The organism is Staphylococcus delphini (assembly GCF_900636325.1).
GTDB lineage: Bacteria > Bacillota > Bacilli > Staphylococcales > Staphylococcaceae > Staphylococcus > Staphylococcus delphini.
The window spans coordinates 199,328-212,173 of the sequence record NZ_LR134263.1 but is presented as its reverse complement, the minus strand read 5'-3'; the positions used below and the strand labels follow the sequence as shown (position 1 = coordinate 212,173).

The 12,846-nt window shown below is 38.4% G+C and carries 5 protein-coding genes and 3 pseudogenes; 3 read left to right on the top strand and 5 right to left on the bottom strand.

The annotated features are described in order from the left end of the window. Positions 1-2,558: 2,558 nt before the first annotated feature. A complete protein-coding gene (locus EL101_RS13610) occupies positions 2,559-2,840 on the bottom strand; it encodes a hypothetical protein (protein WP_126489864.1) in 282 nt (93 codons plus the stop codon). Between the two features lie 313 nt (positions 2,841-3,153). Beyond that, positions 3,154-3,252: pseudogene (locus EL101_RS13760) on the bottom strand (KxYKxGKxW signal peptide domain-containing protein); the annotation flags it as partial. A gap of 750 nt (positions 3,253-4,002) precedes the next feature. Here EL101_RS13760 and lqo point away from each other — a divergent pair. Together lqo and EL101_RS00925 are read left to right on the top strand one after the other, a co-directional pair. After that, positions 4,003-5,496, top strand: coding sequence for an L-lactate dehydrogenase (quinone) (lqo, locus tag EL101_RS00930; RefSeq protein ID WP_096543297.1), 1,494 nt, complete (start codon positions 4,003-4,005; stop codon positions 5,494-5,496). Positions 5,497-5,509: 13 nt separating this feature from the next. Next, entirely contained in the window at positions 5,510-5,611 is a 102-nt protein-coding gene (locus tag EL101_RS00925) for an SE2200 family small protein (RefSeq protein ID WP_019165094.1), read from the top strand. Positions 5,612-5,664: 53 nt separating this feature from the next. On the opposite strand, the gene lip is transcribed toward EL101_RS00925, so the two are convergent. Then, entirely contained in the window at positions 5,665-7,614 is a 1,950-nt protein-coding gene (gene lip / locus EL101_RS00920) for a YSIRK-targeted triacylglycerol lipase (protein WP_096596065.1), read from the bottom strand. A 264-nt stretch (positions 7,615-7,878) separates the two neighbouring features. On the opposite strand from lip, the gene EL101_RS00915 reads away from it, so the two are divergent. After that, on the top strand, positions 7,879-8,373 hold the full coding sequence (locus EL101_RS00915; RefSeq protein ID WP_096543295.1) for an isoprenylcysteine carboxylmethyltransferase family protein: 495 nt from the start codon (positions 7,879-7,881) through the stop codon (positions 8,371-8,373). Positions 8,374-8,635: 262 nt separating this feature from the next. Here the strand turns inward: EL101_RS00915 and EL101_RS13755 are convergent. Both EL101_RS13755 and EL101_RS00910 read right to left on the bottom strand, forming a co-directional pair. Further along, a pseudogene (locus EL101_RS13755) lies at positions 8,636-8,788 on the bottom strand (LPXTG cell wall anchor domain-containing protein); the annotation flags it as partial. Between the two features lie 357 nt (positions 8,789-9,145). Beyond that, positions 9,146-12,130 (bottom strand): annotated as a pseudogene (locus tag EL101_RS00910) (SdrD B-like domain-containing protein); the annotation flags it as partial. Positions 12,131-12,846 lie beyond the last annotated feature (716 nt).

Below are 12,846 nucleotides of genomic sequence, written 5' to 3'. Positions count from 1 at the left end.
CGTTGATGTTGATGCACTATCTGACTCACTTGTCGATGTCGATTTTGACAACGATGTTGATGTACTATCTGACTCACTCGTCGATGTCGACTTTGACAACGATGTTGATGTGCTGTCTGAGTCGCTTGTTGACGCTGATGTTGATGTACTATCCGACTCACTCGTTGAAATGGATTTCGACTTCGCTGTACTTAATGATTCGCTCGTTGAAATGGATTTCGATTTCGCTGTGCTTTCTGACTCGCTCGTTGAAATCGACTTCGATTTCGCTGTGCTTAGTGACTCGCTCGTTGAAATCGATTTTGATTTCTCTGTACTTAGTGACTCACTCGTTGAAATGGATTTCGACTTCGCTGTACTTAATGATTCGCTCGTTGAAATGGATTTCGACTTCGCTGTACTTAATGATTCGCTCGTTGAAATCGATTTTGATTTCTCTGTACTTAGTGACTCACTCGTTGAAATGGATTTCGACTTCGCTGTACTTAATGATTCGCTCGTTGAAATGGATTTCGACTTCGCTGTACTTAATGATTCGCTCGTTGAAATCGATTTTGATTTCTCTGTGCTTAATGACTCACTCGTTGAAATGGATTTCGATTTCGCTGTGCTTAACGACTCGCTCGTTGAAATCGATTTTGATTTCTCTGTACTTAGTGACTCACTCGTTGAAATCGATTTTGATTTCGCTGTGCTTAATGACTCACTCGTTGAAATGGATTTCGATTTCGCTGTGCTTAATGACTCACTCGTTGAAATGGATTTCGATTTCGCTGTGCTTAATGACTCACTCGTTGAAATGGATTTCGATTTCGCTGTGCTTAATGACTCACTCGTTGAAATGGATTTCGACTTCGCTGTGCTTAATGACTCGCTCGTTGAAATGGATTTCGATTTCGCTGTGCTTAATGACTCACTCGTTGAAATGGATTTCGACTTCGCTGTACTTAATGACTCGCTCGTTGAAATGGATTTCGACTTCGCTGTACTTAATGATTCGCTCGTTGAAATGGATTTCGACTTCGCTGTACTTAATGATTCGCTCGTTGAAATCGATCTTGATTTCGCCGTACTTGCCGCCTTGCTGTCCGCTATAGATTGACTCGTCGAAATCGATTTTGATTTCGCTGTACTTGCTGCCTTACTGTCCGCTATAGATTGACTCGTCGAAATCGATCTTGATTTCGCTGTACTTGCTGCCTTACTGTCCGCTATAGATTGACTCGTCGAAATCGATCTTGATTTCGCTGTACTTGCTGCCTTACTGTCCGCTATAGATTGACTCGTCGAAATCGATCTTGATTTCGCTGTACTTGCTGCCTTACTGTCCGCTATAGATTGACTCGTCGAAATTGATTTCGACTTCGCTGTACTTGCTGCCTTACTCTTCGCTATAGATTCGCTTGTCGAAATTGATCTTGATTTCGCTGTGCTTGCTACCTTGCTGTCTTCTATGGATTGGCTTGTCGAAATCGATCTTGACTTCGCTGTACTCGCTGCCTTGCTGTCCGCTATTGACTTGCTTGTTGAAAGTGATTGCGAATTATACGTGCTCAGCGATTTTGACTTCACTGTAGATTCTGAATCTGAGATGGATTGAGAACGGCTATCCTCAATAGATTGCACAATAGACCTTGAACGTGATTCACTCGCTTGCACTTCAGATGTTGATTGAGAAAGAGACGCACTGCCTTCTGGCGACTTCAGCCATGCATAATAAGGATCTTTCCCCCTTAAATAAGTACTTTCAAAAAAGTCGTATTTTCCTCCCGACCTAGTTTTTTTGTACTGTGCGTTAGGATGGAACGTCCAATTTAAATCTCCACTCGGATTGTTGATTGGAACATGAATCCATGCTGCTATACCATAGCCTTTCTCTGCCATGTATTTATAAAAATTTATACCTTGCCAATAATAACCATCCTTCGCGTTACCTAAAGCTGCTTTTGGAGAAGTACCGCCAATCCAAGTCTTTGCATTATTATCCCAAACACCTTGTTGGATCGTTGGCGTACCATACCCAGTTCCGAGCTTCAACTTGCCAAAAGGATTTTGATTACCATCATAAACGTTTTGAATAGGAAAAGTGTTTACAGTTGTTGGCCACCCATTCTTTTCGATTTGTGGTGTATTTGGATTGTCTATAGTGATTAAGTTAAAAACCTCCATGGTTTTACCATCACTGTAGATGACTGTTTTAGAGAAAATAGGATAATAAGGGTTATAACCTGTAGCTTGATTCACATACACTTTCGATACTTTGGACCTTTCTGTGAACGGCTTACTCTTATCACGTCTAGGAAGTACATTGCTATTAGCTGTAGAATCTCCGGCAGCTCTAAAACCTGAATACCCTTGCGCTGAACGTGGTTGAATATTCACACGTTGTACTGCTGAATCTGGACTTTGTGTCGCAGAGAATGGTGATTGTGCTAACGATTCGTTTTTAGCTTCATTTTTAATCTGGCTCAATGAATCATTGCGATGATTCGTACGACTATCAATAGAAGTACTCGAAATATTTTGGACTACTGCACTTGCTTGATGCTGTTGTGACACTACTTTTGTATCTTTTTCTGTTGACTTACTTTCGGATTCACTGCTTGCAGATTGGCTTGTTTCATCTTGGTTTGACTGGCTGCTTTCTGATTCAGCTTTAGCAGCGTCCGAAGCTGATGTTGATGCTGATACTGATCTTGAATCAGACTCAGATGTTGATACTGATTTTGAATCTGAAGTGGACATCGACGCTGATTGAGATGCAGAAAGACGACTTGTTGATTCTGATGAGGCAGCATTGGTTTGATGCGTTGATACTGGCGTTGCTTCAGAATCTGCATTACGTTCGCTCTCTACGCCTTGTTGACTTTGGCTATCTCCAGAAGTTGATTTTTCAATCGTAATAGATGTTTGATCCCCTACAGTTTGGCTTTTTGTTGAAATTTCTGAAGTCAGTGGTGCGTCAGATGCAGCAAATGCTTGTTGATCGTGCAACATATTAACCGTAAACATGCCCCCTGCAATGGCGGTTGTCCGCAGTGCCTGCTGTTTCACCTTGTCACCAAACGCGACTGTGACTTCTCCTTCTTCATTTTTTACAATGTCATGACTTAAAAATGAGAGACCGAGTGCTTTGAGAAAATGAAATTCTCTAATACTCGCCTTTACCCAACTTTTACCTGACTTGTAAAGTTTCACTCTTGCGGTTTCCTGTATTAAACTCTTTTTAAATTCCCTAAATTTTCTTGTCATTGCAAAACTCCCATATAATAAATTTCCATGAGGTTCAAACCTGCTGCCACTGCATTAATAGATAATAATACGTTTTTATCATGCGCGCAATATAATATTTCTCTTTATCTTGTTTTAAATATAACAGATTTCATCGTTTGTTTTTTTTACTAATAATAATGCATTAATTTTATGTAATGGAATATTTGTATAAACGAAAAAATAGACAAATAAAATCGCTTAAATAAAGGCTGTACATGGTGTTTAATTAGTTTTCATCGTTTGTCTATATATCTGATTAATCAAATCAATTAAAAATTTAATACCTTTTAAACTTTAGTTAAGTTTGAAAATAAACGAAAAAATATTCAAGTGCTGGCTTTAAGAAGGCATGTTGCTGAGGGAGTGGCGCTAAAAATGATCAAAAAATTTGCTAGAATACCTGAATAAACAATGACATGATCTTACGTAGCATCTTTATTCTCTTTTTATCTTTACTTATTTTTATCAATTTGAAAAACATTTTAATTCTTAATAAAAACCATTGATTCAATCCTTTAATACGGGTTATTATTAATAGAGTAACGCGTATGATCCCCTCTATGATTACTTTTATTGATGCGTCACAAATTTTTATTTTTTGTTTCAACCATACTTAGAGTGATATGTTTTCGTCATGATAGAAAATGTATTATAATATATATGAAGTAATTCGAGGGACATGGTTGCAATCATATTCCGCACTAAACAACAAATGAAAGGTGATTAGGTATGCCAACTCAATCAGAACCAAAAGACATAGTCATTATTGGTGCCGGTGTATTAAGTACGACTTTCGCCTCAATGATTAAAGATTTAGAACCAGAATGGAATCTTAAATTATATGAGCGTTTAGATAGTCCAGGTGTTGAGAGTTCAAATGAACGTCACAATGCCGGTACTGGTCACGCTGCACTTTGCGAATTGAACTATACTGTAAAACAACCAGACGGTTCAATCGACATCGAAAAAGCAAAAGAGATTAACGAGGAATTTGAAATATCAAAACAATTTTGGAGCTATCTTGTAAAAAGTAAAAACATTGATACACCAAAAGATTTCATCCACCCTCTTCCACACATCAGCTTCGTACGTGGGAAAAATAACGTTCAGTTCTTAAAAGACCGTTACAACAAAATGAAAGACTTCCCAATGTTCGACAATATCGAATACACTGAAGATATTGAAGTGATGAGAAAATGGATGCCATTAATGATGCAAGGTCGTAGTGCAAGTGACATTATGGCTGCAAGTAAAATCGACGAAGGTACTGACGTTAACTTTGGTGAATTAACACGCAAAATGGCGAAAAGTATCGAAGCACACAAAAATGCAGACGTCCACTACAACCATGAAGTGAAAGACTTCAATCGTCGTAATGACGGTAAATGGGAAGTCACAGTGGTCAACCGCAATACGGGTGAGTCTCAAGTTCAACTTGCTGATTACATCTTCATCGGTGCTGGTGGCGGTGCGATTCCATTGTTACAAAAAACAGGTATTCCTGAAAGTAAACATTTAGGTGGTTTCCCTATTACAGGACAATTCTTAATGTGTACTAACCCAGATGTTATCGAAGAACACGGTGTGAAAGTCTACGGTAAAGAGCCACCAGGTACACCTCCAATGACTGTACCTCACTTGGATACACGTTACATTAATGGCCGTAAAGCATTATTATTCGGACCTTTCGCAAGCATTGGTCCTAAATTCTTGAAAAATGGTTCAAACTTAGATTTATTCAAGTCGGTTAAACCATACAACATCACAACTTTACTTGCTGCGGCAGTGAAAAACTTACCATTAATCAAATACTCAATCGATCAAATCTTAATGACTAAAGAGGGTTGCATGAACCACTTACGTACATTCTACCCTGAAGCAAAAGATCAAGATTGGGAATTATATACAGCGGGTAAACGTGTTCAAGTCATCAAAGACACTGAAGAATACGGTAAAGGATTCATCCAATTCGGTACAGAAGTGGTTAACTCACAAGACCATACTGTTATCGCATTATTAGGTGAATCACCAGGGGCTTCTACGTCAGTCTCTGTTGCACTTGAAGTATTAGAACGCAACTTTGCTGAATATGAGTCTGAATGGACACCAAAATTACAAAAAATGATTCCTTCATATGGTCAATCATTAATTGAAGATGTTGACTTAATGAGAAAAACACGTCAACAAACTTCTAAAGACTTAGAATTAAACTACTACGAGTAAAGGAGTTGCTAGTATGAAAAAATTATTAGTCGTTGCAACTGTACTCACTGCTGCTTTTGTTGCTTTAAAACGTTATCAACAACATGTGAATAAAGCACCAAATATTGAATACTAGATAAACCAATGCCCAACATTCCTGCGATAGAGATGTTGGGCTTTTCTTTTGTGCTATGCTTCTTTACGTACTAAATCTTCCACTAAGTCATGGTAAAATTTTTGTAACTCTGCACCTGGATGATGCCAGTCGAGTGCATCTTGACCTGTAAAGTCCGTGTGATCCCAACCGTTTAATGTTGGTGTCACTTGCCAAATACCTTTGACTGCGGGTGCATTAAAGTCGACATTTTCGAACGCTTCATCATCAGGGTGTTGTGATGAAATAACTGACACGAGACCGTCATTTTCTCTCCAAGCTGGATCATCTGTCATCCCAATTAAATCGCCTGTTAAGACGTGGCCAATATTCATATACGGATCAGCAATTTGTGTACCAAAAATCGTTTCATATGTCGCTGAGCCTGTATAAGATTTATAATAAACATCAGGATTCAAATCGACACGGGCATTTAATATACTTGCACCTTCACGTGTTAAATCATATAGCGCTGTATCTTTAGATGTAAACAAAGGACTATTGCTGACGCGTTTTGCATATTCCGCATACGTTTCTCCCTCACGTTGCGCTAATCCCCACTGTTTTAGTCCATAATCAATTTTTTGACCTTTACGACCAGCAAAGATATTGTATTCGTATAATAAACGTTTAATAAATTCAGTATTGCCTAAATCATCTGAAGCCACTGTTCCATTATGCGGTGTAGCAATTGTCGTAATCGAAGTCACCATATTGTCATGATGACCTTGGAAGAGTTCACTGATTGTGCCACCATGTTCTTTTTGATAAGCAATTTCTTCTGAGTCTCCTTGACGCAATAACTGTTCTAATAGACGAATCGTTTGGCCTCCCATACTATGACCAACTAAATGAATTCTTTGTCCAGGATGCCAATTCGGTAAAATGCCTTCGTACGTTCTACCATAGCGTTCGTGACCATATTTTGTAGCATGTGCCGCACCATAATCGACGATGCCACCTTTAATGTAAGCATATAGCTCAGACGCACGATCCCAGTTACTACCAAATGCACTCACACTTGCTTCAAAAACGTTGTAACCTGCATTACGCAGATCTTCAATCATTTTGTATTTCGTTCCGCCCCAATAGTTCGAACCTTTAGGCGCATTATCCCCCACCAAAACGGAAAAACCGTGTACAAAAATAATCGGATCTCTATTAATAAACTTAGATTTAACTAGCGATTTGACTTTATCAGTAATCGTTGGTGCTGGTGTTGTTTGTGTTTGCCCATGCGAAGTGGTACGTGCGGGTTGGGCTGTTGCTTTTGAACGCGGTGCAACGACTTTTTTAGTTTGCTCAGCTGGTTTTGGTTTTACATCTTTCTTTGGCGCTTCTGTCGCTTTAGATTGTTGCTCCGTTTTATTCTTTGGATTCTTGTCTTTATTTTGTTGGTCGACTACCGAAAACTCTGGATCTAACTCTGGCTTTTGTGCCGGCTTTGTTTGTTCCTCTAGGTCTTTATCTTTATTTTGTCGGTCCACTACTGAAAACTCTGGATCTAACTCTGGCTTTTCAGTAGGGGCTGTTTGCGACGTGTCTTTTTCTGATACCATTGTCTTACTATTGCCCTTTTCAGTAACTGGAGGTCTTTGCGGAAGAGTGTCAGATACTTTTTTATGATCAACTTCTGTTGGATCAGTTGTTGTTTTTTCAGAAGGAGCAGGTTGTTTGACTAGAGGCGATTCGCTGGTTTCAGGCTTATCATTCAAAGAGATTGAATCGCTAGAACCCAATACTTTTTTCGTTTCTTGAGGTTGTGATTGCGTGATGTCTTGTTGCTTCACTTCTATTTGTGCTTCATTGGATTCTTGCGGCTTCTGAGTTATGTCTTGCTGCTGAACATCTGCTACTTGTGCGTTTTCTGCTGCTTGTCCATCTTGTCCCGCTACGATAAACAATCCCGATGCAATCATGATGGAAGAGACACCCATTGATAGTTTTCTAAGTGCAAAAGTGTTACATTTATTGAATTTCTCCAATTGTATTCCCCCTTAAATCTTATTTATCACACTATTAATATAACAAATCAACATCTTAAACATTTCGATTTTTGCCTAACTGTATTATTTTTACGCTTAACTGTTAATTTATATTATGTTTTACACATTGATTATATAAAATCATTTCAAAATACCAAAAAAGTTGATGGTTTCTATACATTTAATAATTAGTTAATAGCAATTGGAAATGGCAAACTATAAAATATAAGAATAAATTGACTTTATTTAATTGGGAGGAACATCATGGCTTTTATTATTTTACTGATTTTCTTTATTATTCGTCTGTTTAGCCTTGCGATTTCGATCAAACATTCGAAGCAACTCGTGCAACAAGGTGCGCAAGCTTACGGCGAAAAGAACTCGAAATGGCTAGCAATCACGCATATTTTAATTTATGTCGGTGCTGCAATTGAGACATTATTGAACCATGACACATGGCGTTTGATGAATACTGTAGGTCTGATTATCCTTGTGTTAGCGTACCTCGTTTTATTCCACGTTATTAAAACTTTAGGACCGATTTGGACATTGAAATTGTATATTTTACCAGACCACCCTATCATTCGTTCGGGCTTATACCGCATTACGAAACATCCGAACTACTATTTGAATATTATTCCAGAATTAATCGGTGTACTGTTGCTTACACATGCGACCTATACATCTATCTTATTGATTCCATATGCTTACTTCTTGTTCGTGCGTATTCGCCAAGAAGAAAAGCTTATGTCACTATAAAAACCAACACATGTTGAAGGCTTTCATGGTCAGTTTCGACATGTGTTATTTATTTTTCAAAACATCTTTCTGAACTGTTTCCCACTTTGATTACACCGTCCCCTTACCATGATAGAGTTCAATTTTCATCAATCATTGCCCCTGGATACGTACAAAATTGCTTTTAACAATGATGCAATCTGAGATACTTTCCCTGTCAATATGTAAAAAAGAGACCTAGAACTGTTACGCTCTAAGCCTCTTGAATCGCTATTACTTTGGATTATTGATCTTTTTGTTTTTTACGACGACCCACAACAAATAATGCACCTAATGCTGCAAGTAAGCCACCGAATAATGGCGCTTGATTTGTTGATGTTTCACCTGTTTCAGGTAATGCTTTCGCTTCATGTTTTGGTGCTTTGTCGTGTGACATTTCACCGTGAGCGCCCATGTTCATCGGTTGGTTCGGCATTGATGGACTTGGGTTACCTGGTTGTTCTGGCATTTCAGGTGTCGGGTTGTTTGGTTGTTCTGGTTTCTCTGGTGTTGGGTTTTCTGGTTGACCTGGTTGTTCCGGTACTTCCGGTGTCGGATTGTTTGGTTGTTCTGGTTTCTCTGGTGTTGGGTTTTCTGGTTGACCTGGTTGTTCCGGTACTTCCGGTGTTGGGTTGTTTGGTTGCTCTGGTTTCTCTGGTGTTGGTTTCATTGGTTCTTCTGGTGTTGGTTTGTGGAATCCTGAGTCAATTGTCATGTCATCTTTGTTGTTGATGATCACTTTCACTGTTTGTCCATCTGAATCCAATGCGTCATCTCCAACGTTTGTTTTCGTTGCTTCATAACCTTTTGGCGTTTCAAATGTCACTGTGTACTCACCATTTGGAAGTTCTGTAAATTTATAGTTACCGTTCTCATCTGTCGTTGTCGTTACAGTAGTACCATCTTCTTTCGTTAATGTTACTGTTACGCCACCAATACCTGGTTCATTTGAGTTTTGGATACCATCTTTGTTTAAGTCTTCCCATACTTTGTCACCTAAGTTGAATGTTGCTTCTACTTTTGGTGGTTCTACTTCTTCTGGTTTGTGGAATCCTGAGTCAATTGTCATGTCATCTTTGTTATCGATCACTACGACAACTGATTGACCGTCTGAATCTAACGCATAATCGCCTACTTTTTCTTTCGTTGGCTCGTATCCTTCTGGTGTTTCAAACGTCACTGTGTATTTACCATTTGGAAGTTCTGTAAATTTGTAGTTTCCGTTCTCATCTGTTGTTGCTGTTACTGTTGAACCATCTTCTTTCGTTAACGTTACTGTTACGCCACCGATACCTGGTTCATTTGAATTTTGGATACCATCTTTATTTAAGTCTTCCCATACTTTATCACCAAGGTTGAATGTTGCTTCTACTTTCGGTGGTTCTACTTCTTCTGGTTTGTGGAATCCTGAGTCAATTGTCATATCATCTTTGTTGTTGATGACTACTTCCACTTTTTGACCGTCTGAGTCTAACGCATGGTCGCCTACTTTTTCTGTTGTTGGTTCGTAACCTTCAGGTGTTTCAAACGTCACTGTGTATTTACCATTTGGAAGTTCTGTAAATTTGTAGTTACCTTGATCATCAGTTTTCGCTGTTACAGTACTACCGTCTTCTTTCGTTAACGTTACTGTTACGCCACCGATACCTGGTTCATTTGAGTTTTGGATACCATCTTTATTTAAGTCTTCCCATACTTTATCACCAAGGTTGAATGTTGCTTCTACTTTCGGTGGTTCTACCTCTTCTGGTTGCACAAGACCTAAGTCCACTGAATAATCATTCGCATTGTTAATTGTTACTTTAGATTCTAAACCATTTGAGTCTAATTGTGCGTCGCCCACTTGCGTTTCCGTTGGTGTATATCCTTCTGGTAATTCACTGAATGTGACAGTGTACGTACCATTTTCCAAACCAGTAAATAAATATTTACCGTCTTTATCTGTCGTCGTTGTCATTGTTGAACCGTCTTGTTTCGTCAATGTCACTTTGACACCTTCAACAGCGATTTCATTTGAATTTTGGATACCGTCTTTATTTGAGTCGATCCATACGTAGTCACCAAGTTCATATGTTGCTGGTTTTGGTTCTGGTTGTGGTTCTGGTTTCACGATACCTAAGTCTACTGAATAGTTATTCGCATTGTCGATTGTCACTTTAGACTCTAATCCGTTTGAATCTAATTTGTCATCGCCTACTTGCGTTTTTGTCGGTTCATATCCTTCTGGTAATTCACTAAATTTAACTGTGTATTCACCATTTTCTAAACCAGTGAATAGATATTTACCGTCTTTATCTGTAACTGTTTCCAAAGTTTCGCCATTTGGTTTTGTTAATGTCACTTTGACACCGGCAACAGGTGCTTCACCTTTGTTTTGGATACCATCATTGTTGTAATCGATCCATACGTAGTCACCAAGCTCATATGTCGCTGGCTTCGGTTCTGGTGCAACTTCAAAACCTCTATCTATTGATAAGTCATCTTTATCTTGAATAGTGACATTCACTACTCTGCTATCAGAATCATCTTCTTTATTACCAACATGCTCTTTAACTGGAATATATTGTTTACCTTCACCATTAGTTGCAGGATCAGTAAATTCAACGATATAATTACCATTTTTAAGACCTTCAAATAAATAGTAACCATCTTTGTCAGTAGTTGTCGTTTGAAGTACTTTATTAGTACCTGGCTCTTTTAGCGTTACGGTTACGTTTGCGATACCCTTATCATTAATGTCTTGAACATCATTATCATTCATATCTTCCCAAACACGGTTACCCAACTTGTATGTTTGTTCACCTTGTCCGGCAGCACTTGAATTTGTTGTTTCAATAAAGTTTTCAGAATACACGTGAGACAAATATTCACCATTTGCATCAGAAGTTTCTCCGTGTAATGTTACACTTTGTACAAGTGGTTGATTTGAATTCATATCTTGTTGTCCTTCAGTATAAACAACATAGCGTTTTGTACTATCTTTATCAGTTAATGTTACAGTGACCATATCTGTGCCGTAAACTAATGTATAATCCTTGCCTTCACTTAATAACGTTAATTGAGTGAAATCAGGTTTTAAGCTATCTGGTAAAGTCACATTAGATGGTACTTCATAGATTTTCAATGTATCTGTTTTAGAAATAACTGCGCTACTTGATTCTGGTGTCTTATCTTTCTCACCACCATAACCTTTAATTTCAATTTTAGGGTTGATTAATCTTTGTTGCTTAGTGTTAACGTACGTTGTTTGTGAGTATTTTCCTGTCACGTTATCGTATTCATCGTAAAAAGAGTTGAGATTAAGTTGTCTTTGTTCAAATAATCCTTGATATTTAACGTCCAATTCCTTTGTTGTTTTTTCTCCAGCTACATTAACTTCAAAGTTATATTTCCCTTCACTTTTTACAACATCTCTTTCCACATAAGCGATTAAATTTAACGACACTTTAACATTATTGTGTTTATCGACATAGTCTGTAAATGTGTATTTCATTGTTCTTGTATTTACATCGTAAGTTCCTGTCGCAATCACTTCTCCACCTGCGTTTTTAATTGCTGGTGGCGTGACACGGTTTTCAAAGAAGTCACTAATTTGTAGATTCTCATTATATTTAATTTCAAATGTATCGCCAGACTTCACACTATCTGCTACATTGAATGATGTTTGGACATCAACATAACCGTAATCGTGCGGATAAATGATACCGTCATTATCTGTCTCTTTATCATTGTCAGTCATAGTCGTTGAAATATTAGTAATACCATTATCTTTAGTAATCAATGTGCCTGATGGTTGTTCTGCGGCTACAGCCATACGCATCATAGGACGTGCACTTCTTAATGAAACAGGTGTCGCTTCAACTTTGTTTTTGTCTTGTTCGTTAGCAAACGCGACTAACATGTCAGCTAATACTTTTTGCGTATCAGCTGTTGAATAATCAATATTCATCGCTTTTACTTTTTCAGCTGCTTCTTCAGCACTTACGCCTGTATTTTCAGCATAAAGGTCTGCCAATGCCTTTGATTTTTCTTCGTCTGTCTCTAATTGATCGATATTTTCAGATGGCGAAAGTACTCGCTATAAAGTGCCGACTTCAGGTTGGTCCATTTGAGGGGCAGTCGTAGTTGTTGGTGTGTTGTCAGATGATGTTGTGGCTTTCTCTGGAGTAACTTCTTTTTCTGTATCAACATTTTCAGTAACGGGTGCGCTTGTTTCTGTTTCTGCTTCTGCTACTTCAGTTGAAACTTTATCAGCTTCTGCTTCTGTTGTGTCAGGTGTTGCTTCACCATTTTCATCAACAGCAGGCATTGTTTCTTCCTCAACTGCTCCCGTTTCTTTAGTAGATGCCGCTTCTGTTTCATCTACTGTATTCGCTTTTTCAGATGTTGTATCTGCTGCTTGCTCTTCTACTGATGGTTCGTTCGTTGTCGCTTCTTCTGCAACAGGTGCTTCTT

Coding starts and splice junctions, on each gene's coding strand:
- EL101_RS13610 (WP_126489864.1), bottom strand. CDS start 2,840: ATGCAGATTCTGAAGCAACGCCAGTATCAACGCATCAAACCAATGCTG.
- lqo (WP_096543297.1), top strand. CDS start 4,003: ATGCCAACTCAATCAGAACCAAAAGACATAGTCATTATTGGTGCCGGT.
- EL101_RS00925 (WP_019165094.1), top strand. CDS start 5,510: ATGAAAAAATTATTAGTCGTTGCAACTGTACTCACTGCTGCTTTTGTT.
- EL101_RS00915 (WP_096543295.1), top strand. CDS start 7,879: ATGGCTTTTATTATTTTACTGATTTTCTTTATTATTCGTCTGTTTAGC.